This is a genomic window from Amycolatopsis sp. M39 (assembly GCF_001651785.1).
GTDB classification, from domain to species: Bacteria; Actinomycetota; Actinomycetes; order Mycobacteriales; family Pseudonocardiaceae; genus Amycolatopsis; species Amycolatopsis rubida.
In genome coordinates this window covers 1-24,807 of record NZ_LWSF01000034.1, presented here as the reverse complement: position 1 = coordinate 24,807, position 24,807 = coordinate 1, and the positions used below count along the sequence as shown (strand labels likewise).

At 70.4% G+C, this 24,807-nt stretch carries 26 protein-coding genes; 16 read left to right on the top strand and 10 right to left on the bottom strand.

Annotated elements, in window-relative coordinates:
- The first annotated feature begins 158 nt into the window (after positions 1 to 158).
- Together epsC and A4R44_RS40965 are read left to right on the top strand one after the other, a co-directional pair.
- Positions 159 to 761 carry a serine O-acetyltransferase EpsC gene (gene epsC, locus A4R44_RS40970; protein ID WP_067593724.1) on the top strand — a complete coding sequence of 201 codons (603 nt, stop codon included), beginning with the start codon at positions 159 to 161 and terminating at the stop codon, positions 759 to 761.
- A 174-nt stretch (positions 762 to 935) separates the two neighbouring features.
- Positions 936 to 1,604 (top strand): hypothetical protein, encoded by a 669-nt coding sequence (locus tag A4R44_RS40965; RefSeq protein ID WP_067593721.1) that lies wholly within the window; start codon positions 936 to 938, stop codon positions 1,602 to 1,604.
- Positions 1,605 to 1,624: 20 nt separating this feature from the next.
- Here the strand turns inward: A4R44_RS40965 and A4R44_RS40960 are convergent, their stop codons facing one another.
- Positions 1,625 to 2,596: an iron chelate uptake ABC transporter family permease subunit gene (locus tag A4R44_RS40960; protein ID WP_157905127.1), complete on the bottom strand. Its 972-nt coding sequence runs from the start codon at positions 2,594 to 2,596 to the stop codon at positions 1,625 to 1,627.
- Between the two features lie 171 nt (positions 2,597 to 2,767).
- Positions 2,768 to 3,751, bottom strand: coding sequence for an iron ABC transporter permease (locus tag A4R44_RS40955; protein WP_232792002.1), 984 nt, complete (start codon positions 3,749 to 3,751; stop codon positions 2,768 to 2,770).
- Between the two features lie 170 nt (positions 3,752 to 3,921).
- Between A4R44_RS40955 and A4R44_RS40950 the strand changes: the two genes are divergently transcribed.
- Together A4R44_RS40950 and A4R44_RS40945 are read left to right on the top strand one after the other, a co-directional pair.
- A complete protein-coding gene (locus A4R44_RS40950) occupies positions 3,922 to 4,890 on the top strand; it encodes an ABC transporter substrate-binding protein (protein ID WP_067593711.1) in 969 nt (322 codons plus the stop codon).
- A gap of 89 nt (positions 4,891 to 4,979) precedes the next feature.
- On the top strand, positions 4,980 to 6,002 hold the full coding sequence (locus tag A4R44_RS40945; RefSeq protein ID WP_095213932.1) for a pyridoxal-phosphate dependent enzyme: 1,023 nt from the start codon (positions 4,980 to 4,982) through the stop codon (positions 6,000 to 6,002).
- A gap of 730 nt (positions 6,003 to 6,732) precedes the next feature.
- On the opposite strand, the gene A4R44_RS40940 is transcribed toward A4R44_RS40945, so the two are convergent.
- Complete coding sequence (locus A4R44_RS40940; RefSeq protein WP_232792001.1) at positions 6,733 to 7,245, bottom strand: GNAT family N-acetyltransferase; 513 nt, start codon at positions 7,243 to 7,245, stop codon at positions 6,733 to 6,735.
- Between the two features lie 62 nt (positions 7,246 to 7,307).
- Here A4R44_RS40940 and A4R44_RS40935 point away from each other — a divergent pair, with 62 nt between their 5' ends.
- Positions 7,308 to 8,045, top strand: coding sequence for an alpha/beta fold hydrolase (locus A4R44_RS40935; protein WP_067593708.1), 738 nt, complete (start codon positions 7,308 to 7,310; stop codon positions 8,043 to 8,045).
- On the opposite strand, the gene A4R44_RS40930 is transcribed toward A4R44_RS40935, so the two are convergent.
- The gene (locus tag A4R44_RS40930; RefSeq protein ID WP_067593705.1) at positions 8,038 to 8,868 is read right to left on the bottom strand and encodes a phosphotransferase enzyme family protein; all 831 of its coding nucleotides are present in this window, start codon (positions 8,866 to 8,868) and stop codon (positions 8,038 to 8,040) included. The genes A4R44_RS40935 and A4R44_RS40930 overlap by 8 nt on opposite strands.
- 135 nt (positions 8,869 to 9,003) lie before the next feature.
- On the opposite strand from A4R44_RS40930, the gene ctaD reads away from it, so the two are divergent.
- The 4 genes from ctaD (at position 9,004) to A4R44_RS40910 (ending at position 14,161) form a co-directional block, all read left to right on the top strand.
- Positions 9,004 to 10,776 (top strand): cytochrome c oxidase subunit I, encoded by a 1,773-nt coding sequence (gene ctaD, locus A4R44_RS40925; protein ID WP_067593702.1) that lies wholly within the window; start codon positions 9,004 to 9,006, stop codon positions 10,774 to 10,776.
- Between the two features lie 929 nt (positions 10,777 to 11,705).
- Positions 11,706 to 12,935, top strand: coding sequence for a phosphoserine phosphatase SerB (gene serB / locus A4R44_RS40920; protein ID WP_067593699.1), 1,230 nt, complete (start codon positions 11,706 to 11,708; stop codon positions 12,933 to 12,935).
- Positions 12,932 to 13,705: a peptidyl-tRNA hydrolase gene (locus A4R44_RS40915; RefSeq protein ID WP_067593696.1), complete on the top strand. Its 774-nt coding sequence runs from the start codon at positions 12,932 to 12,934 to the stop codon at positions 13,703 to 13,705. Before serB ends, A4R44_RS40915 begins: the two co-directional genes overlap by 4 nt.
- A 51-nt stretch (positions 13,706 to 13,756) precedes the next feature.
- On the top strand, positions 13,757 to 14,161 hold the full coding sequence (locus A4R44_RS40910; RefSeq protein ID WP_067593693.1) for an OsmC family protein: 405 nt from the start codon (positions 13,757 to 13,759) through the stop codon (positions 14,159 to 14,161).
- A gap of 497 nt (positions 14,162 to 14,658) precedes the next feature.
- Here the strand turns inward: A4R44_RS40910 and A4R44_RS40905 are convergent, their stop codons facing one another.
- The 3 genes from A4R44_RS40905 to A4R44_RS40895 all read right to left on the bottom strand — a co-directional run bounded on the left by A4R44_RS40905 (position 14,659) and on the right by A4R44_RS40895 (position 17,782).
- On the bottom strand, positions 14,659 to 14,991 hold the full coding sequence (locus A4R44_RS40905) for a hypothetical protein (RefSeq protein WP_067593690.1): 333 nt from the start codon (positions 14,989 to 14,991) through the stop codon (positions 14,659 to 14,661).
- 57 nt (positions 14,992 to 15,048) lie between these two features.
- Positions 15,049 to 17,100 carry an ATP-dependent DNA helicase gene (locus tag A4R44_RS40900; protein ID WP_067593687.1) on the bottom strand — a complete coding sequence of 684 codons (2,052 nt, stop codon included), beginning with the start codon at positions 17,098 to 17,100 and terminating at the stop codon, positions 15,049 to 15,051.
- 91 nt (positions 17,101 to 17,191) lie between these two features.
- Positions 17,192 to 17,782, bottom strand: a complete 591-nt coding sequence (locus A4R44_RS40895) for a biotin transporter BioY (RefSeq protein ID WP_067593684.1) — start codon at positions 17,780 to 17,782, stop codon at positions 17,192 to 17,194.
- Between the two features lie 187 nt (positions 17,783 to 17,969).
- On the opposite strand from A4R44_RS40895, the gene A4R44_RS40890 reads away from it, so the two are divergent.
- Complete coding sequence (locus A4R44_RS40890) at positions 17,970 to 18,626, top strand: choice-of-anchor P family protein (protein ID WP_067593681.1); 657 nt, start codon at positions 17,970 to 17,972, stop codon at positions 18,624 to 18,626.
- A gap of 119 nt (positions 18,627 to 18,745) precedes the next feature.
- On the opposite strand, the gene A4R44_RS40885 is transcribed toward A4R44_RS40890, so the two are convergent.
- Together A4R44_RS40885 and A4R44_RS40880 are read right to left on the bottom strand one after the other, a co-directional pair.
- Positions 18,746 to 19,321, bottom strand: a complete 576-nt coding sequence (locus A4R44_RS40885; protein ID WP_067593678.1) for an isochorismatase family protein — start codon at positions 19,319 to 19,321, stop codon at positions 18,746 to 18,748.
- A gap of 10 nt (positions 19,322 to 19,331) precedes the next feature.
- Entirely contained in the window at positions 19,332 to 20,636 is a 1,305-nt protein-coding gene (locus A4R44_RS40880; protein ID WP_067593675.1) for a nicotinate phosphoribosyltransferase, read from the bottom strand.
- Positions 20,637 to 20,710: 74 nt separating this feature from the next.
- On the opposite strand from A4R44_RS40880, the gene clpS reads away from it, so the two are divergent.
- The 3 genes from clpS to A4R44_RS40865 are packed head-to-tail and all read left to right on the top strand — an operon-like array spanning position 20,711 to position 22,577.
- The gene (gene clpS / locus A4R44_RS40875; protein ID WP_067593947.1) at positions 20,711 to 21,010 is read left to right on the top strand and encodes an ATP-dependent Clp protease adapter ClpS; all 300 of its coding nucleotides are present in this window, start codon (positions 20,711 to 20,713) and stop codon (positions 21,008 to 21,010) included.
- Complete coding sequence (locus A4R44_RS40870; RefSeq protein WP_067593672.1) at positions 21,007 to 21,564, top strand: DUF2017 domain-containing protein; 558 nt, start codon at positions 21,007 to 21,009, stop codon at positions 21,562 to 21,564. The genes clpS and A4R44_RS40870 overlap by 4 nt, the downstream gene beginning before the upstream one ends.
- Positions 21,525 to 22,577 carry a P1 family peptidase gene (locus A4R44_RS40865; protein WP_067593669.1) on the top strand — a complete coding sequence of 351 codons (1,053 nt, stop codon included), beginning with the start codon at positions 21,525 to 21,527 and terminating at the stop codon, positions 22,575 to 22,577. Before A4R44_RS40870 ends, A4R44_RS40865 begins: the two co-directional genes overlap by 40 nt.
- Here A4R44_RS40865 and A4R44_RS40860 read toward each other — a convergent pair.
- On the bottom strand, positions 22,561 to 22,932 hold the full coding sequence (locus tag A4R44_RS40860) for a hypothetical protein (protein WP_067593666.1): 372 nt from the start codon (positions 22,930 to 22,932) through the stop codon (positions 22,561 to 22,563). The genes A4R44_RS40865 and A4R44_RS40860 overlap by 17 nt on opposite strands.
- An 81-nt stretch (positions 22,933 to 23,013) precedes the next feature.
- Between A4R44_RS40860 and A4R44_RS40855 the strand changes: the two genes are divergently transcribed.
- From A4R44_RS40855 to A4R44_RS40845, 3 genes are all read left to right on the top strand, one after another.
- Complete coding sequence (locus A4R44_RS40855) at positions 23,014 to 23,421, top strand: Mov34/MPN/PAD-1 family protein (protein WP_067593663.1); 408 nt, start codon at positions 23,014 to 23,016, stop codon at positions 23,419 to 23,421.
- A gap of 68 nt (positions 23,422 to 23,489) precedes the next feature.
- Positions 23,490 to 23,768 carry a MoaD/ThiS family protein gene (locus A4R44_RS40850; protein ID WP_009082495.1) on the top strand — a complete coding sequence of 93 codons (279 nt, stop codon included), beginning with the start codon at positions 23,490 to 23,492 and terminating at the stop codon, positions 23,766 to 23,768.
- Between the two features lie 4 nt (positions 23,769 to 23,772).
- A complete protein-coding gene (locus tag A4R44_RS40845) occupies positions 23,773 to 24,723 on the top strand; it encodes a PLP-dependent cysteine synthase family protein (RefSeq protein ID WP_067593660.1) in 951 nt (316 codons plus the stop codon).
- Positions 24,724 to 24,807 lie beyond the last annotated feature (84 nt).

Genomic DNA, 24,807 nt, shown 5'->3' with positions numbered 1-24,807 from the left:
AGATCGGCTCGGCTTCAGCGGCGAACTGGCTCGTCGCCCGCGCAGTCGCCGCGAAGCTGCCGCCGGAGGACGTCGTCGTCACGATGTTCCCGGACGGCCCGCACGAAGTCACCGCAGTAGCCGACCTTGGGGAAAAGACGAAGGGGAAGGGCTGAACGATGGTCACTGTCCGGTCCGCCCGCCCGGCGCCGCCGCGTCGTGCCGAGTCCGGCGCCGCCGCGGATTCCGGTCGCCTCGGCGCATTGGCACGGATGCGCGAAGACCTCCGTACGATCGTCGAACGGGATCCGTCGATCGACACCCTCGCCGAGGCGCTGGCCCATTCCACGCTGCCCGCGGTCTGGATCCATCGCGTCGCGCACGCGCTTTACCGGCGCGGGCACCGGATCGCCGCACGGTTGCTGACCAATCTCGCGCGGGTGCTCACCGGCGTCGAGATCCATCCCGGCGCGGTGATCGGCCGCCGGTTGTTCATCGACCACGGCACCGGGGTGATCATCGGGGAGACCGCGGTAGTCGGCGAAGACGTCACGCTGTACCAGCAGGTGACGCTCGGCGCGGTCGGCTGGTGGCGCGACAACAGAAGGGACGCGGGCGAACGACGGCATCCGGCGGTCGGCGACCGGGTCACCTTCGGGGCCGGCGCCACGGTGCTCGGCCCGGTCGAGGTCGGCGACGATTCGTTCGTGGGCGCGACCGCGCTCGTGGTCTCCGACCTGCCCGCGGGAAGCAAAGTGCTCGCCGTTCCGCGGACCGCGTAATCGGACCGCGAAAAAAACCGTCGCGAAGGAATTTTCCCGGTATTCGTGAGGCAGCTCACCGGCGCCGGTCAATTGTCGGGGCGCGGCCGGTCCGTTAGCATCGAGGCAAGACGTCGCGATCCGGCGGATGTGGGGGATTTCGTGCAGGCACGGTATCCGATACGGGTAAATCATGTGCCCGGTCCGGAAGGCAATGCGCTCAGTCGCGGACGTGCGGGCCGGACCGGCCCGGCCGCCGCCCCGTCCGGTTCGCCGCGCCCGGGTTCCCGGCCGTCGGTTTCGCCTGCGGCCAAAGGCGTTCTCGGCGCCTGCCTGCGGCGGCTTTCCTGGTCGCCGGACCGGCTCGCCCGCGAGATCAACCGCAGGCTCGGGCCGGGCACGATCAGCGCCAAGGCCCCCTACCACTGGCTGCGCGGGGTCACGCCGCGCGATCCGCTGCCCGCGGTGGTCGTCTCGATCCTTTCCGCTGAGCTGGGCGAGGAAATCCGGCTGGCGAACCTGTGGCCCGCGCTGGCGGCCCGCGACGTCTGCCCGCCCGCCCCGGCCCCGGTCACGGTCGAGCCGCTGATGATCCGCGCGCTGCGGTCGAGGGTGGACCAGCTGCTGGCACTGGACGGCAGGCTGGACGACCGCGCGCTGCTTTCCTGGGCGGCGCAGGACGTGAGCTGGATCCGGCAGCTCAGCGCGGGCCCCGGCGTCCCCGCGGCGGCCGAGCGGGAACTGCGCCGGATGGCCGCGGACCTTTCCCGGGTGATCGGAAACGTTTCCCTGCGAATCGACGATTGTGCCGGCGGATGCGATTTTCTACTGGCGTCGATTGAAGAGTGCGAAACGATCGTGTGAACGGTTTCGGCGGTATTCCTTCACCGCATTCCCCGGCCGACGAGCAAGAACAGCAGATACGCCCCGCCGACGATCCCGGTCACCACCCCGACCGGGATTTCCGCGGGCGAACTCAGCGAACGCGCGAGCAGATCGGCCAGCATCAGCAACGCGGACCCCAGCAACGCCGACGCCGCGAGCGACGGCTCCCGGCTGCCGGTCAGCAGCCGGGCTAACGCCGGAGCAGTGAGTGCCACGAAGGCAACGGGCCCCACCGCCGCCGTGGCGGCCGAAGCGAGCACCGTGGCCGCAATCGTCAGGAAAACGCGGGTCCGGCCCACCGCGACCCCGAGCGAGCGGGCAAGGTCGTCGCCGTGCCCGAGAAGCGTCAGCGGCCGCGCGAACGGCACCACGGCCAAAGCCGCCGGGATCGTGAACCACAGCACCGGCACCAGCTCCGCCCAAGACCGGCCGTCGAGCGTCCCGGTCAGCCACACCAGCGCGGCCTGCGCTTCAGTCACCTCGCCGACGGTGAGCAGCCAAGACACCCCGCCGGCCAGCAAGGCCGCGATCGCCACGCCGATGAGAACGAGATTCCGCCCCTGCGCGGTGGCCAGCAGATGCACCACGCCGGTGGTGACCAGCCCGCCGGCCAACGCCGCGCCCGACACGGCAGGCCCGGTCCAGCCGAACAGCAGCAAGGCGGACACCGCGGCCGCCGCGGCTCCGGAGGTCGTGCCGAGCACGTCCGGGCTGGCGAGCGGATTGCGGACCAGGGATTGCACGATCGCGCCCGCCAGCCCGAAGGCCGCGCCGGTCGTCACGGCGAGCAGCAACCGGGGAAGCCGGACGTCCAGGACGAAGAAGCTCGCCCGCGGGTCGGCGGTTCCGGCGAGCGCGCGGAGGACGGACGACGGCGCGAGGGGGAAGTCGCCGTAGAGGAGTCCCGCGACGAGGAGACCGGCCACGAGGACGGCGAGGATCGGCGGGACGAGGCGGGCGGTTCGGTTCATGGTCGGTTGCCGTGGGGTTGTCGCGCCTGGACTGCGCACGGTGGGCGGGGACGAGTGGCCGGAAGACTCCGGTGGGCGAGGGGCGCGATTCATGCCAGCCCGCCGCGCGTGAGCGGTGCCGGACCGGCGGGATCGATAGGCCCATCGCGGCGGGGCCTGGCGTGCTGCACCTCAGGCCGCCGAGAGCTTCTTGCGGCGCGCCAGCACGATCAGCACCGGCGTCCCGAACACCGCGGTCACCACTCCCGCGGGCAGCTCCGCCGGTCCGGCCGCGAACCGGCCGAGGAGGTCGGCGAGCAACAGCAGCAGCGGGCCCAGCACTACTGAATAGCGCAGCACCCAGCGCTGGTCCGGTCCGGTGATCAGCCGCGCCAGATGCGGCACCAGCAGTCCGAGGAAGCCGATCGGCCCGGCGATCGCGGTGGCGACCCCGGACAGCACCACGACCACCGCGCTGGACAGCAGTTTCGCCGGCGCGCTTCGTTGCCCCAGCGAGATCGCGAGGTCCTCGCCCAGCGCCTGCACGTTGAGCGCCCTGCCCAGCAGCAGTCCGCAGCCGAGCGCGGGCACGAGCAGCGCCGCGCCGAAAAGGAGCACCGAGACCGGCCGTCCGGTCAGGGAACCGACCTGCCAGAACCGGAACTGGGCGAACGTGCCGCCGTCGGTGAGCAGGACAGCGCTGGTCGCCGAGGTGAGGATCGCGGTGAGTGCGGTTCCGGCGAGCAGCAGCGTCACCGGGCCGCGCGACCGGTGGGCGAGCAGGTGCACCACGGCCGCGGCGATCGCGGCACCGGCCAGAGCGAGCCAAGCGGTGGACGATCCGGTCAGCGAACCCATGGTGGTCAGGCCGAGCACGATCGCCAGTGCCGCTCCGGCGTTGATGCCCAGGATTCCGGGATCTGCCAGCGGGTTTCGCACCGATGACTGGAGGATCGCACCGGCAAGGCCGAGCCCGGCTCCGGCCGCGAGCCCGACGAGTGTGCGAGGCAGCCGCAGCGTCCGCACCGCGAGCTCGTCCAGCCGGGCGGGGTCGTAGTGCAGCAGTGCGTCCAGGACCGTGCCGGGGGAAACGAACGTCGCTCCCGCGCACACGCTGGCCAGCGCGACGATCGCGAGCGCCGCGAGCGCGCCGGCCCATCCCGCGCCGGGACGCACGGCGATTCGGTGCGGAGCGGGTATTCGCTGAGCTGGTGCCATGTTCATCCCCGGAGAAGGCGAGCGGCTTCTCCGTTCGCAGGAGCCGGATTATGGTTAGGCAATCCTAATCCGGGCAAGTGTCCGACTGGGACGGACGAACACTTTCTCCCTGCGGCACAGGAGGTTTGATGGCGAGGGGCGCGGGCAAGCCCGCCCGGCGGACCGTGCTCTTCGGCGCGGTCGCCGCGACAGCCGCGGTGGTCGCGCCACGGCTGTCGCCGGGTTCCGCGGCCGCCGGTCCGGTCCGGGAGGCGCCGCCGGGCCCGTGGACGATCGCCGACGACGCCGGGCTGCGGTTGGAATTCTCTTCGGTGCCAAGGCGAATCATCGCTTACGTCACCGTGGCCAGCACTCTGCACGACTACGGCGTCGACGTGGCCGGGGTATACGGCGGAGTTCTGGCGCAGGGGCGCAAGCTTGATCGGGCGACCCTGGGAAGTCTTGACCGCGCCGCTGTTCTAGGCTCCGCGTGGGGCCAGCTGAACGTGGAACGAGCAGGCGCGCTGAAGCCGGACCTGGTGCTGGACTCCTTGCAGTACGGGCTTTCCCAGCTCGATCCAGGGGTAGGGGCGCAGGTGCGGAAGTTCTGTCCGGTGGCGTCTTTCGAGAGCTACGCGGCCGAGCTGCCGGATTCGCTGCAGCGGTTCGGCGACCTGGCCGCTTCGCTCGGCGCGTCCGGCGTCGCGGCGCAGCGGGCCGAGTACCTGCGGGCAAGTGCTGAACTGCGTGCGGTGGCGCGGCGGACGCCTCGGGTGCTGTTCGTTTCGATCGACCCGGACGGGATCCGGATCGCTCGCACGGGATGGCCGTTGCTGCGGGAGTACCTCGCGCTCGGAGTGCCCATCGTACTGCCGCCCGGGGGCAAGTACGCACTGAAACTGTCCTGGGAAAACTCGTTGCGGTACCCGGCGGACGTGCTGATGGTGGACGCCCGTTCCACGAGCCTGCAACCCGCGGACGTCGCCGGGCATCCGTTCTGGCAACGGCAGGAAGCCGTCCGGACCGGGCGGGTTTATCCGTGGCAGCCCGAACCGCCGCTGAGCTACCGCGCGGCGGCGGTTCAGCTGACTGGCCTCGCCCGCGCGCTCGCTGGCTGAAGCGTTCAGCCATGGGTGCGGAAAAACGTTGATACGCAAGAGAAAACGGCTACAGTTCGACGCGGTTTCCGAGGCGAGAAAGAGGAGTCATGACGAACGCCTACCAGGACGTGATCGACCTGACGATCGGCGAGCCGCTGGACGAGATGTTCGACGAGCGGCTGACCCTGGAACGGTTCCCGGCGTTGAAGGAGTTCCGGGACCGGCTCGGGCACTCCCGGCTCGTCGAGGTCCCCGGGCCGGACGGCGGTGCGAAGATCTTCGCCAAGTACGAGTTCGAGAACCCGTTCGGCTCAGTGAAGGACCGCACCGCGTACTCGCTGCTGTGCGGCGCGGTGAACGCCAACGCCGACCGCCTGGACGACCTGCGCATCGTCGCCGGGTCGGGCGGCAACATGGCGCGAGCCTTGGCTCAGCTGGGAAAACTGGCCGGAATCCCAATCAAGGTCGTGCTGCCGAGTTCGATGGCCGAGAGCGTCGTCGAGGAGATCCGCGGCACCGGAGCGACTGTCGAATTCTCCCGCGGTTCGGAGTTCGTGCTCGGATTTCTCAAGCTCTCCAAGGAAATCGCCGACGCCGACCCCCGGTGGACGATGGTCGCGCAGCACCGCGACCTGCACAACTTCGCGGTGAACCAGTTCCTCACCGGCCAGGAAATCATCACCCAGCTGGCCGGACGACGCCCGTCCGCGTGGGTGGCCGCGGTCGGCAGCGGCGCGACCCTCGGCGGAGTCGCCCGCGCACTGTGCACCGAGTACGGCGACCTCGACGTCGTCGCGGTGACCCCGGCCGAACTTCCCTTCGGCACCGCGAGCCCGCCCAACGAAACCGCCAAGTTCCCCGGAGCGGGCGGCCTCGGATACGGGATGCGCCAGCGCTTCGTCAGCGACCTGATCCCCGGCGTCCAGCACCAGACCGTGTCCTACCCCGAGGTCCTCCGCAGCATGCGCGACTTCCGCGACGCCACCGGCACCGCCATCGGCGGCTCCGCGGCGGCCAACTGGCTCACCGCCCGCCGCCTGGCCGCGACCCGCACCCCGGACGACACCGTGGTGACCTTGTTCGCCGACTCCGGCACCGCGGAGGACTGGAAGAACGCCAGCCGCCTCTGAGACTCGCCGACCTCCGCCCGCGCTGTCCTCGGGCCCGCGTTCCCCCACTGCCGCTGGGCGCGGGCCCAAGGGCGACGAATGCCGTCACCCGGCGTGCGGCACGTTCACCTGCCGCCGAGCGTGGCGAGTCCGGTGGAGGCGGAGTTCCGCCCGGCCGGTTCGGGGAAGCCGGAGTCCGTGCACCGGCGTCGTCTTGCGAAGTTTGCGCCGCGGCGAGGAAAGCAAAGCCGTGCGATCTCGCATTCGCCCGCCTGCTCCAGGACGGCGGTTACGGGTGCAGGTGTTGGTTCGTGATGTCCGTGTCGGAGTGGGGATGGAGGACCTCGCGTTGGCCGGGCTCCTTCGGGGGTGGTGCAGGCGTTGGCTCGTGATGTCCGTGTCGGAGCGGGAATGGAGGACGTCGCGTTGGCCGGGCTCTTTCGGGGATGGTGCAGCCGTTGGCTCGCGAAGCCCATGCCGGATCGGATCCTGGAAAAAGTCGCGACCCGACGCCCGAGCGTTCGCCTGGCCACTCCAGGGGACGGCGGTCGCGGGTGCATCCATTGTCTCGCGAAGCCTGTGTTGGAGCGGGGAGCCTGTGTTGGAGCGGGGAGCGGAAGGCATCGCGATCCCACGCCCGAGCGTCCGCCCGGCCGCTCCGGGAACACCGATTGCGGCTACCGGCGCTGTCCCGCGAACCCCGCGCCGGATCGAGAACCGGAAGATCTCGCAAGCCCGCGGCCAGCCACCCTCACCGCCGGAAATGCCGTGAAAGCGCTCCGTCGTACTCCTCCTCCACGTAGTCCGTGAACCCCAGCTTCTCCACCACCCGCAACGACGGCGTGTTCGTCACCGCGACGCTGATCAGCACCGGAATCGCCGGTATTTCCCGCTCCGCCCACTCCACCGACGCCCGCGCCGCCTCCGCCGCGTAACCCTTCCCCCACGCCGACGGACGGAAGCGATACGCCAGGTTCAGCACTTTCTCGCCCCGGAACTCCCGGTTGCGCACTCCGGTCATGCCGATCACGTCCGACCCGTCGGCGGCCTCCGGCCTGCCCCGCTCCCGGACCGCCAGGTACCCGTAGCCGAACGTCGCCCAGTGCTCGAGCCAGCTGCCGAACATCACCAGCGTGGTCTCGGTGTCCGGCGGACGGGGGTGGTACCGGTTCGTCTCCGGGTCGCTCTGGATCTCCACCACTGCTTGTTGATCTGTCTCCACGAAGTGCCGCAGCACCAGCCTTTCCGTCACGATCTCTGTCACGTCCCGACCATAACGACCGGGTCCGACAAAAATCGCGGCGAAAAACAGCGACAATCTCCGCCATGACCGAACTGCCGTTGGTGCTCCTGCACGCCTTCCCGCTCGACGCCCGCATGTGGGACCCGCTCCGCGCGCCGCTCGCGGAACGCCTCCGGGTCATCACGCCTGATCAGCGCGGCCTCGGCCGGAGTCCGTTGCCGGAGACCGAAGCCGAGCCGGAGCTGGCGGACGCGGCGAGGGACGTCGTCGCGCTCCTGGACAAGCTCGAACTCGACCAGGTGGTTCTCGGCGGCTGTTCGATGGGCGGCTACCTGGCGATGGCCGTCCTGCGGCAGGCTCCCGAACGCGTCGGCGGGCTGGTCCTCATCGACACCAAAGCCACCGCGGACACCCCCGAAGCCGCGCAAACCCGGCTCGATGTCGCGAACCGCGCCGAGGCCGAAGGCGTCAAGGGCTGGCTGGCCGACGGGAACCTGCCGAACCTGCTGGCCGACACCGCGTCCGCCGACGTTCGCGCGCGCGTGCGCGAATTGATCGACGCGCAGCCGCCGTCCGGGGTCGCCTGGGCCGCGCGGGCAATGCGCAACCGGCCCGATTCCGTTGACCTGCTGCGCGAAACCGACGTCCCGGCGCTCGTCATCGTGGGGGAGCGCGACGCGATCACGCCGCTCGACGCCGCCAACACCATGGTCGAGGCGCTGCCCGACGCGACCCTCGCCGTCCTCCCGGACGTCGGGCACCTGACACCGCTGGAGGACCCGGCTGGCGTGGTCGAAGCGATCCTCGGCTGGGTCAGCTGAAGTAGTCGACGGCCGCGGCGCGTGCTTCGCCTAGGCGGTGAGGGAAGCGCTGTGCGATCAGGAACCGCCACGCCACCGCGAAGAGCGAGCGAAGCTGCGTACACGTGGCGAGGACGGCTTCGTCCGCTTCGCCTGGGTACGCAGCGAGGAACTCCGGACCACCCTGTCGCGCGAGGATTGCCAGGTCCCATTCGAGCGGTCCGCGCCAGGTGTCCTCGAAGTCGAGCCAGCACGGGCCGTCGGCGGTTTCGATGAGGTTGCCGGGGTGTGCGTCGCCGTGCAGGGCCTGGACCGGGCCCGACGGCAGCAGCGCGGCGAGCCGTTCGGTTTCCGTGCGGATCCGGTCGGCGAAGCCGTCCAGCAGCGAACCGCTGCGGTCGACGGTGTCCAGGAGCTCGCTGACCGGGCCGCGGGAGGGCAGTTCGCCGGGATAGTCGCGCAAGGCGGCGTGGATCCGGGCGAGCGATCCGGCGGTCTCGTCCGGCCCGTGCCGATGGTCCGGATCGTGCGGGGTCCAGTGCCAGAGCGTGACCGGCAATCCCTCCGCGAAATGGGGTCCGGCCGGGGGATCCGCGGTCGGTGAGACGACGCGCACACCACGTTCGGTGAGGTAGGCCGAAAGGGCGACATCCCGCTCCAGCCACGCGGTCGCGTCCGGCCGCAGCAACCGGGTGGTGGCCGGGACTCTCGCCACGACCGGACCCATCCTCACCAGCACGTTCGAGCGCTCGTGCAGCACCTCGGCCGAGTCCGTCGCGAGGCCGAACCGGCGGCCGGCGGCGAGCGCGGAGGAGACCGCCGCGGTGCGGTACGGGTCGGTCATGCGGTGATCTAACCAGCCGGTGCGCGCGACTGTCGGTACCGAGGGCTACGATCCCCTTAACCGCCCGGATCAGGCTCGCCTGAGCCCGAGCGCCCCGAAGTTGACCACCACAAGGTTGCAGTGTTGGAGGCAGGAGTGACGGCCGTAGCCCCCAAGCCGATCGCGACGCGCCCGTATCCCGCGCGCGAGACGGCAAAGGGTTCGTACCTGCTGCGGTTGTTCCGCACGACGGACCACAAGCAGATCGGGATCATGTATCTGGTCTCGTCGTTCGCCTTCTTCATGATCGGCGGCGCGATGGCCATGCTCATCCGGACGGAGCTCGCCCAGCCGGGGCAGCAGTTCCTGTCCCAGGAGCAGTACAACCAGCTGTTCACCATGCACGGCACGGTGATGCTGCTGCTGTACGCGACGCCGAGCCTGTTCGGGTTCGCGAACTTCATCCTGCCGCTGCAGATCGGCTCGCCCGACGTGGCGTTCCCGCGGCTGAACGCGTTCTCCTACTGGCTGTTCCTGTTCGGCAGCCTGATCGTGCTGTCCGGCTTCCTGACGCCCGGCGGCGCCGCCGACTTCGGCTGGTTCGCCTACACGCCGCTCTCGGACGCCATCCACTCGCCCGGCGTCGGAGCCGACCTGTGGATCGCCGGACTGGCCGTGTCCGGTCTGGGCACCATCCTCGGTGCGGTCAACATGATCACCACGGTGGTCTGCCTGCGCGCGCCCGGCATGACGATGTACCGGATGCCGATCTTCACCTGGAACATCCTGATCACGAGCATCCTGATCCTGCTCGCGTTCCCGATCCTCACCGCGGCACTGTTCGGCCTGATGGCGGACCGGCACCTCGGTGCCCACGTGTTCGACCCGGCCAACGGCGGGGTGATCCTGTGGCAGCACCTGTTCTGGTTCTTCGGCCATCCCGAGGTCTATATCGTCGCGCTGCCGTTCTTCGGGATCGTGTCGGAGATCTTCCCGGTCTTCAGCCGCAAGCCGGTGTTCGGCTACAAGGGCCTGGTCTTCGCGACGCTGTCGATCGCGGCGCTGTCGGTGGCGGTGTGGGCGCACCACATGTACGCGACCGGCGCGGTCCTGCTGCCGTTCTTCTCCTTCATGACGTTCCTCATCGCGGTCCCGACCGGCGTGAAGTTCTTCAACTGGATCGGCACGATGTGGAAGGGCCAGCTGTCCTTCGAGACGCCGATGATCTTCTCGATGGGCTTCATCGTCACGTTCCTCTTCGGCGGTCTGACCGGCATCATGCTGGCCGCCCCGGCGATCGACTTCCACGTGTCGGACAGCTACTTCGTGGTGGCGCACTTCCACTACGTCCTCTACGGCACGATCGTGTTCGCGACCTTCGCCGGGATCTACTTCTGGTTCCCGAAGATCACCGGCCGGATGATGGACGAGAAGCTCGGGAAGTGGCACTTCTGGACCACGTTCATCGGCTTCCACACCACGTTCCTGGTGCAGCACTGGCTGGGCGCGGAAGGCATGCCGCGGCGGTACGCGGACTACCTGGCCAGCGACGGGTTCACCACGCTGAACACGATCTCCACGATCGGCGCGTACATCCTCGGGGCGTCCACGCTGCCGTTCATCTGGAACGTGTTCAAGAGCTACCGGTACGGCGAGATCGTCACGGTCGACGACCCGTGGGGCTACGGCAACTCGCTCGAGTGGGCCACGTCCTGCCCGCCGCCGCGGCACAACTTCACCGAACTGCCCCGGATCCGCTCCGAGCGGCCCGCGTTCGAGCTGCACTACCCGCACATGGTCGAACGCCTCCACGCGGAAGGCGAGATCGGCTTCTTCGGCAAGGCCAAGCACATCGGGGCCCCGTCGCAGAAGCTCGTGGACGCCACCATGCCGGGCGACCACAGCAAGGACAACGCGAGCGAGCAGTAACCGGCGCTCGAAGATATGCCCGGCGCGTGCCCGGTCGAGGAACAACCTCGGCCGGGCACGCGCCGTTTTCGCACGCTCCACGCGGCGCTGTGGCCCGAGCGGTGCCAGGCGGTCGTCCCGGTCAGCGGGTACATCGCGCGAGCACCCGGAATTGCTCGCCGGTCGCCGGGGCGTCGTGAGTGGTGATGCCGGTTAGAACCGGCATCACCACTCACGAGCCCTTACCCCGCGGGCCTCGCTGCGCTGCCCGCATCCGGCCGTGCGGCCGCCAGCGGCACGCTCCGCGTGCGAGCCCGCCCAGCCGTCTCACTCGGGGCGAGCCAGATTCGCTCGCCCCGCTCACACACGCTCCACGTGCCAGACCCCGGCGAGTCTGGCTCGCTCCGGCGAGTCTGGTTCACCTCTGGCCAGCCGGGCTCACTCCGGCCATCCGGCCGGCTTCGCTCACCCCGGCCAGCTCCGTCACCTCGGCTAGTCGACCTCACTCCGGCCAGCCGACCTCACTCCGGCCAGCTCCGTTCACCTCGGCTAGCCGGGCTCACTCCGGCCAGCCGGGCTCACTCCGGCTAGCCGGGCTCACTCCGGCCAGCCGGGCTCATTCCGGCCAGCCCCGCTCACCCCGACCAGTCGGGCTCACTCCGGCCAGCCGGGCTCATTCCGGCCAGCCCCGCTCACCCCCGGCCAGCCCGGCTTCAGGACCTCTCCTCGTCCGCTCGTGGCACCGGCGGTGTGCTCGCCGCTTAGCGACCTCACCCCAGCCCCGGACCCCCGCTCCCCGCACGCCGCCCTCTCCTCGCCCGTTCGTGGCACTGGCGGTGTGAAGCAGGGCACGGGGGCGTTCTGCCCGCCGCCGCTGGAGGCCAGACTGGGCGTGCCGACTCGCCGTGGCCTAAGCGTCGGTGCCGAGACGAACGAGGGATACCGAACCAGTGAGCCAGACTCCCGTCCTCATCACCACGACCGGCCCGGACAAGCCCGGGGTCTCGTCCGTGCTGTTCGCCGTGCTCACCCGGCACGACGTGGACGTGCTCGACATCGAGCAGGTGGTCATCCGCGGGCAGCTCGTGCTCGGCGTGCTCGCCGGGGTCTACCGCGACCCGGAGGGGCTCCAGGAGTCCGTCGAGCAGGCAATGGCGACCGTCGGCATGGAGGTCGAGGTCCGGATCGGCGACGCGATCGGCGCGGACCCGTTCGCGCTCGGCAGGCGCGATTCGTCGCACGTGCTGGTCCTGCTCGGGCGTCCGGTGACCGCGCGCGCGTTCTCCGAGGTCGCGCGGCGGTTGGCGGGCGTCGGGGCGAACATCGACTCGATTCGCAGCGTCGCCGACTACCCGGTGACCGGGCTTGAGCTGTACGTCTCGGTGCGCGAAGACACCGAGGAGACCGACGCCGAACTGCGGTCCACGCTGGCTGACGCGGCGTCCGAGGCCAACATTGACGTCGCCGTCGAGCGCGCGGGCATCACGCGCCGGGCGAAGCGGCTGGTGGTCTTCGACGTCGACTCCACGCTCGTGCAGGGCGAGGTCATCGAAATGCTCGGCGCGTACGCCGGGGTCGAGGAGCAGGTCCGCGAGATCACCGAGGCCGCGATGCGCGGCGAGCTGAACTTCGCCGAGTCGCTGGAGCGGCGTGTTTCGCTGCTCGCGGGGCTGCCCGCCAGCGTGATGGACGAGGTCGCGGGGAAGCTCGAACTGACTCCGGGGGCTCGCACGACCGTCCGCACGCTCAAGCGCATGGGGTTCCGCTGCGGTGTCGTGTCCGGCGGGTTTACCCAGGTCATCGACCATCTCGTGGATGACCTCGGCCTTGACTTCGCGGCGGCCAACGAGCTGGAGGTCGTGGACGGCAAGCTCACCGGCCGCGTGGTCGGCGACATCGTGGACCGCGCGGGCAAGGCGACCGCGCTGCGCCGGTTCGCCGGCGAGTACGGGATCCCGCTGGGCGCGTGCGTCGCGGTCGGCGACGGGGCCAACGACATCGACATGCTGGCCGCGGCCGGCATGGGTGTCGCGTTCAATGCCAAGCCCGCGCTGCGGGAGGTCGCCGACACCGCGCTCTCGCACCCGTACCTCGACGCGGTGCTGTTCGTCCTCGGCGTCACGCGCGCCGAGGTCGAGGCAGCGGACGCGGCCGACGGACTCGAACTGGCCCGCCCGTGAACCCTCTGCTCGAACCGCTGCGCAGCCGGTACGCCTCGTGGCTCGGCCTCCCCGCCGAGGACACCTCGGACACCTCGGACGAGCACCCGGACGAGGTCCGCGCGATGCCGGTCATCCTGCGGATCGAACGCGCTGAACCACCCGGCCGTACCGCGCTGCTCGAAGCGGCGGCCGCGGCGGCGCTGGCGGTGTGCCTGGACGAACGCGTCCAGCCCGGCGGCGAATGGGCCGAGCCGGTGCACGCGTGGCTCGACAACCGCATCCGGAAGGTCGCGCGCCGGGCTCGTGGCGCGCATTGGCAGGCGGTGCTCGACCTGCCGGGAAGCACCATCGAGGTCGACGGTGCGCAGGCGCGGGCGCTCGTGCCCGGGCTGGTCAAGGAGGCTCCGAAAGAGGTCTCGCGGTTGCAGATCTCCGGCAGCGAACTGCCCGCCGACACTCCCGGCCCGGCTCCGGCGGACGTCCCGTTGCTGATGCTGAACCCGGATGTCCCGATGACCGTCGGCAAGGCGTCCGCGCAGGTCGGGCACGCCACGATGATCCTCGCGGCACTGCTGCCGGACGACGAGCTGGCGGCGTGGGCGGCGAAGGACTACCGGGTCGCGGTCCGCACTCCCAGTCCGGCCCGGTGGAAGGAGCTGTGCCCGGTCGAGGACCCGGAGGCGGCCTGGCGGGACAATCGCGTGATCGCTGTCCGCGACGCGGGATTCACCGAGGTCGATCCCGGCACGATCACCGTGCTGGCGCAGCAGCCCGGAACATCGGCGTGACCCGCGCGGTTGCGCCCATGCAGTGACCCGACGGGTGGAAAGGCGTCTCGGATGACCTTGGAAGTGCAGCGCGAAGGCACGCACAGTTTCGTAGGCCGCAACGAGCGCGGCGCGGAAGTGCGGTTGGGCCGGGCCGGCGCGGAGGGCGCGTTCTCCCCGGCGGAACTCCTGCAGATCGCGGCCGCGGGCTGCTCCGCGGTGACCGCGGAACAGCTGATCACGCGGCGCGTGGGCGAGGACTCGAAGTTCCGGGTCTCAGTGACCGCCGACCGGCGCGAGGGAGCTTCGGAACTGGACGCGGTGCACGTCGCGTTCGACGTCGACGTGTCGGCTCTCGACGAAGCTCAGCGGGAAGCCCTGGCGGGCGCGGTGGACCGGGCGATCGAGCGGCTGTGCACGGTGAGCCGGACGCTGAAGAAGGCCATTCCGGTGACGGAGACCTTCCCGACCGCTTGAGGCGCGGCGGCGGGTGGTCGGTGTGGCGGGCCGCCGAATCGCGCTCGCGGGCGGTTCATGGCAAAGGCCGCCGAGCCGCGGGTGGGTCTCGTTGCCGAACAAGCCGGGCGGCGCTGTGCGGTCGGGCTGGCGTAATGGGCGGTGCTTGCAGCGGACCGCTGAGCCGGGGTCGCAGGTGATTCTTGTGGTCACGCTGCCGTGGGGCCGTTCCGCGATGGCGCGCTGGGCAGCGGCGACGGGCAGTTCGCGGTCGGAGCGCCGAGCGGCTGCGGTGAGCGGTTGCCGGAGCACCGCGCCGAGCTGAGGCGGCGAGCCACCCGCACCGCGCAGCCGCGACGAGCCACCGGCATCGCGCAGCCGCGGCGAGCCACCGGCATCGCGCAGCCGCGACGAAACTCGTCGGCACCACGGCTCGCCAACCCTCGCCCGGCAAGAATTCCCGATCCCGCCGGCCATAAGCACCCCCCACTCTGGAGCGGGGTATCAGCGAAACGCGCTCAGCTTTGCCACACCACGTACGCCTGGTCGGCGTCCGTGGTCATCGCCTCGATGAACTTCTCGTTGTCGAAGCCGGGCAAGGTCTGCAGGCGTTCGATGAGGGCGTCCGCGGCCGGGTCGCCGCTCGGGACCGCGGTGCCTTTGCCGTCGTTGCCGACCAGCATGAAGAAGACGTCTTCGTTCCAGGGGCCGTCCGGGATGACTCTCACCATGACGGAGCTCAGTTCCGACCACGTCACAGCTTCTTCGCTGCCATCGGCGAGCCGGCGCCGAACCCCGGTGTCGTCAACACTGACGGTCCGGGATTGTGCGCTGGACGAATCCTGGGTCAACGGTGCTCCCTGTCGTGTTCGTTCCACTCACCGTACCCGCCTGTCCGGTTCGCTCGGTCAGGCGGGCGCGGCCGCGTCGAGTCGCTTCAATGCGTCGCGGGCGACCTGCGGATCTGTTGTCGGCCAGAACGGCGGCAGCGACGCGCGCAGGAAACCGCCGTAGCGTGCGGTGGCCAGACGCGAGTCCAGCACGGCCACTACGCCGCGGTCGGTGACCGAGCGGTGCAGCCGTCCGGTGCCCTGTGCCAGCAGCAACGCGGCGTGCGTCGCGGCGACGGTGAGGAATCCGTTGCCGCCTCGGGCTTCCACCGCGCGCTGGCGAGCGGAGGACACCGGGTCGTCCGGACGGGGGAACGGGATCCGGTCCACCACCACGAGCTGCAGCGACGGCCCTGGCACGTCCACGCCCTGCCACAGCGTCAACGTGCCGAACAGGCAGGTGCGCGCGTCTTCGGAGAACTGCCGCACCAGCAACGGCGTGGCGTCGTCGCCCTGGCAGAGGATCGGGTGGTCGAGGCGTTCCCGCATCGCTTCGGCGGCTTGTTTCGCCGCGCGCATCGAGGAGAACAGGCCCAACGTCCGGCCGCCCGCGGCGTCGACCAGCCCGGCCAGTTCGTCCATTGTGGACTCGGCGAGGCCGTCCCTTCCCGGCGGCGGCAGGTGCTTGGCGAGGTAGAGGATGCCGTTGCGGCGGTGGTCGAACGGCGAGCCGACGTCCAGCCCGGTCCACTTCGGGCCGGTGTCCTCGTCCGAGGGAGCTTCCTTGTCGGTGGCCGTGCCCGGCGACTTCACCACGCGCGCGCCGCTCGGCGGGAGACCCCATTGCCGCGCCATGGTGTCGAATTCGCCGCCGAGGGTGAGCGTCGCCGAGGTCAGCACGGTGGTGTGCTGGTTGAACACGCGCTCCCGCAACAGCCCCGCGACGCCCAGCGGCGCGACTTTCAACGCCGGCGGTCGCGGGTTCGCCGAGTATTTGTCGCCGGTCAGCCAGACGACGTCGCGTTGGTGCGCCAGATCCTCGTCGTACGCTTCGAGCAGCCGTACTGCGGTGTCGTGCACTTCTTCGAGCAGCGACCGAGCCAGCTTGCGCGCGGTGGCCTCGCCGACGTCTTCCTTGCGATCCGAACCCAGCGCGGTGAGGCATTCCTTCGCCGCGTCGCGCACCGCCGGGATCGCGCCCTGCAACGGACGGGGCAGCGCGTCGAGCCTTCCGGCCGGGATGTCGTCGAGGATCAGCGCGAGCCCGTCGGAGGACTCCAGCAGCCGGTCCGCGATGCCCGCGTCCATCAGCTTTCCGCAGCGTCGCGCGGCGGCCGACACCATGGCGCTGGTGAGTTCGCCGGTCGCGACCGAGGTGACCCGGTCGACCAGGTCGTGCGCCTCGTCGATGATCACCAGGTCGTGGTCCGGCAGCACCTGGTAGCCCTGCAGTGCGTCGATGGCCAGCAACGCGTGGTTGGTGACCACGACGTCGGCCCGACCCGCTTCGGCGCGCGCGCGTTCGGCGAAGCAATCGGTGCCGACCGGGCACTTCGCGGCGCCGAGGCATTCCCTTGCGGTGACCGAGACCTGCCGCCACGCCTGGTCGGACACGCCGGGCACCAGCTCGTCGCGGTCGCCGGTTTCGGTGTCCGACGTCCACTCGTGCAGCCGCGTGACCTCCTTGCCCAGCCGGGACACCGCGAACGGGTCGAACAGCTGCGCGTCCTCGGGCTCGTCGGCCGGGCCGGTGTCGAGCCGGTGCAGGCACAGGTAGTTGCGGCGGCCCTTGAGGATCGCGAAGGTCGGTTCGCGCCCGAGCGGCTTCTTGAGCGCCTTCGCCAGGCGCGGGAGATCACGGTCGACCAGCTGGCGCTGCAACGCAATGGTGGCCGTGGAGACGACGACGGTGGTGTCTTTCTCCACCGCGTGCCGGATCGCGGGCACGAGGTACGCCAGCGATTTGCCGGTGCCCGTTCCCGCTTGCACGGCGAGGTGTTCGCCGGTGCGGATGGCGTGGCCGACGGCGTCGGCCATCTTCACCTGGCCGGGGCGTTCAGCGCCGCCGACAGACTCCACCGCGTGGGTGAGGAGTTCGAGGACGCCGGGGAAATCGGTTCGGGCGGGCACAGCGAGACACGATAGCCGCCAGGTCCGACAGGATCTTCGATCCGGCGCGAACGGACCCCTCGCGCCGGATCGAAGCTCCCGGAAATCCGGCTCAGTCTTCCTTGCGGAACCGCGAAACCGCGGTCCACGCGAGCGGCAGCACGCCGGCCGCGACCACGGTCTTCAGCACGTCACCCACGAGAAACGGCGTGACGCCCTTGTCGAAAGCGGTGGCGAGATCGAATCCGGTGGCGGCCATCAGCCACGGCACGCCGAACGCGTAGATCGCGACATTGCCGAGCACCATGGTCCCCGCCATGCGCAGCGGGGTGCGGTCGCCGCCGCGGCGGGCGAGCGCGCCCACCAGCGCACCCGCGAACACGAAGCCGACGATGTAACCCGCCGAGGCTCCGGACAGCCCGGACGTCCCGCCCTGGAACCACGGCACGCCGGCCGCGCCGACGAGCAAGTACAGCAGCATCGAAGCGGCACCGCGGCGCATGCCGAGCGTCGCGCCGACGAGCAGCGCGGCGAAGGTCTGGCCGGTCATCGGCACCGGCGTGCCCGGAAGCGGGATGACCAGCTGCGCGGCCACGCCGGTGAGCACGGCGCCGCCGGCGACCAGCGCCAGGTCGCGCGCCAGGGTGCCGGGCACGAGGTCGGCCAGCACCTGACGGCGGGCCGGGAGAGACAGTGACGACACGGGACCTCCAACCACGGAAAACGGACGTCCGGGCAGGTTATCGTCGAGCGAGGCGGTGGAACGAGACAAGTTGCGTTCCTCACCACCCCTGTCTTCCGCCACTCGTCCGGGTGAGCTGCGACCGTCGACGTTTGGGATTCCCGCCGCGCTGCCGATGTCGAAGCACGGGCGAAGGGAGACAGGTCGAATGCGCGGACGGATTCTGCTGGTCACTGGGGTTTTCCTGGCGACGGCGCCGGCGGTGGCGCACGCCGATCCGCCGACCTCCACCGGCTGGGGTTCCGCGGGAAGCCTCGACGTGCTGGTGGATCACGAACACGTCGTCACCGGCGAACTGGCCCGCTGCGACGCCGACGGTCCGGCTTCCGCGCGCACCCCCGGCGGCGCGGCTGGCGAGGTCGCGGTGTTCGGCTTCGGCGGCACCACCTGCGAACGGAAGGGTCCGGTCGCGGACGTGCGGACCGGCGGGCAGCGGTTCGAATCCGACCTGCTCACCCGGTACGGCGGGCCGGAGCTGAAGGTCCGCACGTACTCGGCCGGCTGCGCCACCACGACGGATTCGGGCAGCACCGGGTCGATGTCGATCGGCGAGGTCTCCGGATTCACCGTGCCGTCTTCGATCCCGGCGAACTACCGCGTCACGATCCCCGGCGGCGCGGCGGGCACGGCGCTGGCGACGATCACGCTGAACGAGACCGTGACGCCGCAGCCCGCCGACGGCAGCCTGGTCACGCACGCGGTGCACGTGAAGCTGTTCCCGCAAGGCGGTCCGGCCAGCGGGGACATTTACCTGGGCACGGCGGCGTGCAACCCGTACGGGAGGGGCGGCGCGCCAGAGTCGTGAGTGGCTATGCCGGTTCTCCCCGGGATAGCCACGCACGACGTCTCCGCTGCGAGCCCGCCGTCCGCCGCCTGGCCCGGGGTCTCGTGAGTGGCGATGACGGTTAGAACCGGGATTAACACTCACGAGGGCGGCAGGGCGGGCGTGCCGGTGTAGCGCACCCCCGCCTCGTCGAAGTCCTTCAGCGTCGCGTCCACGGTCGGCTGCGAGCCGCCCACGGTCAGGTCCAGCAGCACCCGCACGGTGAACCCGGCGCCTGCGGCGTCGAGGGCGGTGGCGCGCACGCAGAAATCCGTCGCGATGCCGACAACGTCGACGTCGGTCACCTCATGCGCGCGAAGCCATTCCTCGAGCGTCTTGCCGTCGCCGGACTTGCCCTCGAAACCGGAGTACGCGGCGGTGTACTCGCCCTTCGAGAACACCGCCTCGACCGGCACCACGTCCAGCGCCGAGTGGAACGACGCGCCCGCCGTGCCCGCAACGCAGTGCGGCGGCCAGCTGGTGTTGAAGTCGGGCGTGTCGCTGAAGTGGTCGCCCGGGTCGATGTGGTGGTCGCGGGTGGCGACAATGTGCGTGTAGCCGCCCTCGGCCATCCGCTGCGAGATGGCCGCCGCGGCAGCCGCGCCGCCCGGCAGGCCGAGCGAGCCTCCCTCGCAGAAGTCGTTCTGCACATCCACCACGATCAGCGCGGTCCCCATGGTCGGCTCCCTACAGAAAAGTCGTCGGTATCGCGGGCTCGCCGTGCGAGAGCTTGAGGCCTTCCCACGGCAGGCTCACCTGCGCGCGCCGCAGGCGGGCACGCGCGTCGTCCAGCGTGGGCAGATCATCCATCGGCACGCCCCCGCGCACCAGGGGGATTTGCAGATCGACATCGTTCTCGCCTGCTTCCGGGCGGCCGCTCGCGGCGGTCCAGACCACTTCCTCGACCGCGGTGCCGGTGCTGCGGTGCCGGCGCAGCGCGTGCTTGCGCCCGCCGCGGGATTCCTTGTGCGCGCTGCGTTTCGCGACCGGACGGCCGTCGACCTCGACCAGCTTGTACACCATCCCGGCGGTCGGCGCGCCGGATCCGGTGACCACCGAGGTGCCGACGCCGTACGCGTCCACCGGCTCCGCGCGCAGCGCCGCGATCGCGTGCTCGTCGAGGTCGCCGGACACCACGATCCGGGTGTCCTTCGCGCCGAGCGAGTCAAGCTGGTCGCGGGCCTTGCGGGCGAGCGGGCCGACGTCGCCGGAGTCGATCCGGATCGCGCCCAGCTCCGGGCCGGCGACGCGCACGGCCGCCTCGATGCCCGCGGTGATGTCGTAGGTGTCCACCAGGAGAGTGGTGTCCGCACCCATCTTGCTGACCTGGGCGCGGAACGCGGCTTCCTCGCTGTCGTGCAGCAGCATGAACGCGTGCGCGACGGTGCCGCGGGTCGGGATCCCGTAGCGGCGGCCCGCTTCGAGGTTCGACGTGGTGGCGAATCCGGCCAGGTAGGAGGCGCGCGCGGCGGCGACCGCGGCGTACTCGTGGGTGCGCCGTCCGCCCATCTCGATGATCGGCCTGCCGTGCGCCGCGCCGGACATCCGCGCCGCGGCCGAAGCGATCGCGCTGTCGTGGTTGAGGATCGACAGCACCACCGTCTCCAGCACGACCGCTTCGGCGAAACTGCCGGTCACGGTCAGGATCGGCGAGCCGGGGAAGTACAGGTCGCCTTCGCGGTAGCCGTCGATGTCGCCGCGGAACTCGTAGTCGGCCAGCCACGCCAGCGTTTCCGGGTCGACGACCGCGGTCTGCTCCAGCATGGCCAGTTCGGCGTCGGTGAACCGGAAGTCGGCGATCGCGTCGAGCACGCGCGCGGTTCCCGCGACGACGCCGTAGCGGCGGCCGTCGGGAAGCCTTCGCGCGAAGACTTCGAACACGCACGGCCGGTCGGCCGTCCCGTCCGCGAGCGCGCTCGCCAGCATGGTCAGCTCGTAGTGGTCGGTGAGCAGCGCCGTGCTGGCGCTGGTGACCGGCTCGGGGGAACCCATGGGAGCAGCCTATTCACTCACATGGACGGACCTGGCGCGGCGTACCGGGATGGCCCCGTGACACCATGGTGGGCATGTCCACGCCTGTCGCATCCGAACAGACGCAGGTCGATCCACTCGGGGCCGAGCTGGCCGAATCCGACCAGCCCTGGCGGACGATCGTCTGGAACGACCCGGTCAACCTGATGTCGTACGTGACGTACGTCCTCCAGAAGCTGTTCGGCTACAGCCGGGACCACGCCACGAAGCTGATGCTCGACGTGCACAACAAGGGCAGGGCGATCGTGTCGTCCGGTTCCAAGGAGAAAGTGGAGACCGACGTGGCGAAGCTGCACGCGGCGGGCCTGTGGGCGACCATGGAACAGCCCTCGTGAAGGCCTGGCGGCGCAAGGGGGACGCCATCCTCGCCGGGTTCGAACAGCAGGAAGCGGCGGTGCTGCGCGGGCTGGTCGGGCAGCTGGAGGACATGCTCACCGCCCGGGCCGAGGAGGCCCCGCAGGACGAACTGGCCGAGCTGACCGGGATCCGCACCGGGCCCGCCGAATCGCCGGACGACCCGGTGCTGTCGCGGCTGCTGCCGGACTTCCACCGGCTCGACCCGGACAACCCGAGCCGCGAGGACCTCGATTCGGCGGCCGCGATGCGCTCGCTGCACGAGCCGGAGCTGCTGGAGAAGAAGGTCGGCGTCGCGAAGATCGTGCTCGACACGCTCCCGCGCGACGGCGGCTCGGTGAAGCTGACCTTCGAGCAGGCCGACGCCTGGCTCGGCGCGCTGAACGACGTCCGGCTGGCGCTCGGCACGGCGCTCGACGTCACCGAGGACATGCCCGACGAGCTGCCGGACGACGACCCCCGCGCCCCCCATCTCGGCGTCTACCATTGGCTGACATGGGTGCAGGAGACGCTGATCCAGGCGCTGACCGGCTGACCGGCGGCAAAATCACCGACGTTCCCGGCGTGCTCGTAGGCCATCACCAGCGACTCGGCGATGGCTGGGCCTCCGGAACCACCGTCGTGCTCGTGCCGGACGGCGCGACCGGCGCGGTCGACCAGCGCGGCGGCGCGCCCGGCACCCGCGAGACCAATCTGCTGGAGCCGGAAAACCTGGTGCAGCAGGTGAATGCGGTCTGCCTGTCCGGCGGAAGCGCGTACGGGCTCGCGGCGGCGGACGGCGTGCTGCGGTGGCTGTCCGAGCGGAATCTCGGGTTCCCCGTTGGCGCGCAGCCGTATGAGGTGGTGCCGATCGTGCCCGCGGCGGTGCTGTTCGACCTGCCGCGCAGCGCGTGGGGCAACCGCCCGGACGCCGATTTCGGTTACGCCGCTTGCGAAGCCGCCGGGGAGGCGGTCGCGATGGGCACCGTCGGCGCGGGCGCTGGAGCCGTGGTCGGTTCGCTCAAGGGCGGCATCGGGACGGCGAGCGAGGTCGTCGGCGACGTGACTGTCGGCGCGATCGCCGCGGTGAACGCGGCGGGCCAGGCGGTGGATTTCGCGACTGGCCGGGCCTATGCCGCCGATCACGAGGTGGACGGCGAGTTCGGCGTCCGCTGGCCGGATCGGCCCGGCGAAGTGCCAGGGCAGCGGACCGATCTGAACACCACGATCGGTGTGGTGGCCTGCGACGCGGCGCTGACGAAGGCCGAGGCGCGCCGGTTGACGGTCGCCGCGCAGGACGGGTTGGCGCGTGCGGTGCGTCCGGCGCACTCGATGTTCGACGGCGACACCGTGTTCGCGCTGGCAACGGGCGCGCAGCAGCTGCCGGGGGAGCCCGGGTCGTTCGCGGTGGCGGCACGAGCGGGCGCGCTGGACGCGTTGTGCGCGGCGGCGGCGCGGGTGTTCGCGCGGGCGATGGTGCACGGGCTGCTGTCGGCGACTTCAGCGGCTGGCATCCCGGCTTATCGGGATGTGTGGCCGGAGGCACCGACGATCAGAACGGGTCCTTAGGGAGGGCGTCCTCGCTCCGTTCGAGGTCGGCGGCTCGCACGGCGGCCACGTACTCGTCCTCGATCTCCAGCACCAGGTCGCCGAACGACACTGTCGGCCCGAGCGAGGGATGCAGGTCCACCGGGCCCAGTTCGGTCGAGCGCGGCAGCTGCGCCCACACCGAAACCGGCTTCCACCGGCGGAAAGTGCTGCAGGTGAGCACCGTCACGTGCCGGTCGGTGACCACGACGAGGAAGTTCCGGTGCGCGGCCATCATCGTCACCATCAGCGATGTGGCGGGGAACACGTACTGGACGACGTCCCCTTCGGCCAGCAGGCCACGGCAGCGTTCGCGGATCTTCGAGGACACCGGCATCCGCCAATTGTGCCCTGACCTGGGGATGAGCGGTAGCTCTCACAGTGTGGACTCGTTCGGTCCACGAACTAAGATGTCCGTGTGCTCCGGATCCGCCGTGAACTCGTCGACGAGATCGTCGCCCACGCCCGCCGTGACCACCCCGACGAAGCGTGCGGGGTGGTGGCCGGTCCTGTCGGCTCGGACCGCCCCGAGCGGTTCATCCCGATGCTGAACGCGGCGCGCTCGCCGACGTTCTACGAGTTCGACTCGGGCGACCTGCTCAAGCTGTACCGCGAGATGGACGCGAACGACGAGGTCCCGGTGGTCATCTACCACTCGCACACCGCGACCGAGGCCTATCCCTCGCGCACCGACGCGAACATCGCCGCCGAACCCGACGCGCACTACGTGCTCGTCTCGACAAGAGAGCCCGATTCGCACGAGTTCCGCTCGTACCGGATCGTGGACGCCGAGATCACCGAGGAGCCGGTCGAGATCCTCGACTGAACTCCCGCGGAATAAAGCGCGGCGTCCGATGCGTCAGCGTGTAGGAACCCACCCGGAGGTAGAAGACCATGGCCGTGACCGTGTCCATCCCGACCATCCTGCGCACCCACACCGGCGGCGAGAAGTCCGTCGAGGCGTCGGGCAAGACTGTCCTCGAGATCATCGACGACGTCGAGTCGCGGCACGCCGGGCTGAAGGCGCGCCTGGTCAAGGAGGAGAAGCTGCACCGCTTCATCAACGTCTACGTCAACGACGAGGACGTGCGTTTCTCCGGCGGGCTCGACGCCGAGGTCAAGGACGGCGACACCCTCACCATCCTGCCCGCCGTCGCGGGCGGCGCGCGCTGAGCCGATGGCTCGCTACGAGTCCCTCCTCGACACGCTCGGCGGCACCCCGCTGGTCGGCCTGCCGAGGCTGTCGCCGACCGACGAGGTGCGGCTGTGGGCGAAGCTCGAGGACCGCAACCCGACCGGCTCGATCAAGGACCGGCCCGCGCTGGCCATGATCGAGGCGGCGGAGCGGGACGGCATCCTGCGGCGCGGGTCCACGATCCTTGAGCCGACCTCGGGCAACACCGGGATTTCGCTGGCCATGGCCGCGAAGCTCAAGGGCTACGGCCTGGTGTGCGTGATGCCGGAGAACACGTCCACCGAACGCAAGCAGCTGCTGCAGGCGTACGGCGCGCGGATCGTGTTCTCGCCTGCCGCGGGCGGCTCGAACGAGGCCGTGCGCCGCGCCAAGGAGCTGGCGAAGCAGAATCCCGATTGGGTGATGCTCTACCAGTACGGCAACCCGGCCAACGCGGACGCGCACTACCGCGGGACCGGGCCGGAGCTGCTGACGGACCTGCCGACGCTGACGCATTTCGTCGGCGGCCTCGGGACGACCGGGACGCTGGTCGGGGTCGGCCGGTACCTGCACGAGCACAAGCCGGACGTCCAGGTCATCGCGGCGGAGCCCCGGTACGGCGAGCTAGTGTACGGCCTGCGCAACCTCGACGAGGGGTTCGTGCCGGAGCTGTACGACGAAAGTGTGCTCAACGGACGCTATTCGGTGGGGGCGTACGACGCTCTCCGGCGGACGCGGGAACTGCTGGAGCACGAGGGCATTTTCGCCGGGATCTCCACGGGCGCGGTGCTGCACGCCGCGCTCGGGGTCGCGGAGAAGGCCGCTGCCCGCGGCGAGAAGGCGGACGTGGCTTTCGTGGTCGCGGACGCCGGCTGGAAGTACCTGTCGACCGGCGCGTATTCCGGGTCGCTGGACGAAGCGGCAGAACGGCTTGACGGTCAGCTCTGGGCCTGACCGAACGTCCGTGAGGGGAACCCCGCGGGAATCTGGGTGGATTCGAGGGGTCGTTGCAACGCGGGTGGTTCAACTGGTTTTGGT

What these genes read in the sequence shown, in the direction of transcription:
- A4R44_RS40865 (WP_067593669.1), top strand. Translation starts at nt 21,525, where the DNA reads ATGGGTGCAGGAGACGCTGATCCAGGCGCTGACCGGCTGACCGGCGGC.
- A4R44_RS40850 (WP_009082495.1), top strand. Translation starts at nt 23,490, where the DNA reads ATGGCCGTGACCGTGTCCATCCCGACCATCCTGCGCACCCACACCGGC.
- epsC (WP_067593724.1), top strand. Translation starts at nt 159, where the DNA reads ATGGTCACTGTCCGGTCCGCCCGCCCGGCGCCGCCGCGTCGTGCCGAG.
- clpS (WP_067593947.1), top strand. Translation starts at nt 20,711, where the DNA reads ATGTCCACGCCTGTCGCATCCGAACAGACGCAGGTCGATCCACTCGGG.
- A4R44_RS40845 (WP_067593660.1), top strand. Translation starts at nt 23,773, where the DNA reads ATGGCTCGCTACGAGTCCCTCCTCGACACGCTCGGCGGCACCCCGCTG.
- A4R44_RS40935 (WP_067593708.1), top strand. Translation starts at nt 7,308, where the DNA reads ATGACCGAACTGCCGTTGGTGCTCCTGCACGCCTTCCCGCTCGACGCC.
- A4R44_RS40950 (WP_067593711.1), top strand. Translation starts at nt 3,922, where the DNA reads ATGGCGAGGGGCGCGGGCAAGCCCGCCCGGCGGACCGTGCTCTTCGGC.
- A4R44_RS40945 (WP_095213932.1), top strand. Translation starts at nt 4,980, where the DNA reads ATGACGAACGCCTACCAGGACGTGATCGACCTGACGATCGGCGAGCCG.
- A4R44_RS40885 (WP_067593678.1), bottom strand. Translation starts at nt 19,321, where the DNA reads ATGGGGACCGCGCTGATCGTGGTGGATGTGCAGAACGACTTCTGCGAG.
- A4R44_RS40910 (WP_067593693.1), top strand. Translation starts at nt 13,757, where the DNA reads ATGACCTTGGAAGTGCAGCGCGAAGGCACGCACAGTTTCGTAGGCCGC.
- A4R44_RS40860 (WP_067593666.1), bottom strand. Translation starts at nt 22,932, where the DNA reads ATGCCGGTGTCCTCGAAGATCCGCGAACGCTGCCGTGGCCTGCTGGCC.
- A4R44_RS40930 (WP_067593705.1), bottom strand. Translation starts at nt 8,868, where the DNA reads ATGACCGACCCGTACCGCACCGCGGCGGTCTCCTCCGCGCTCGCCGCC.
- A4R44_RS40960 (WP_157905127.1), bottom strand. Translation starts at nt 2,596, where the DNA reads ATGAACCGAACCGCCCGCCTCGTCCCGCCGATCCTCGCCGTCCTCGTG.
- A4R44_RS40880 (WP_067593675.1), bottom strand. Translation starts at nt 20,636, where the DNA reads ATGGGTTCCCCCGAGCCGGTCACCAGCGCCAGCACGGCGCTGCTCACC.
- A4R44_RS40890 (WP_067593681.1), top strand. Translation starts at nt 17,970, where the DNA reads ATGCGCGGACGGATTCTGCTGGTCACTGGGGTTTTCCTGGCGACGGCG.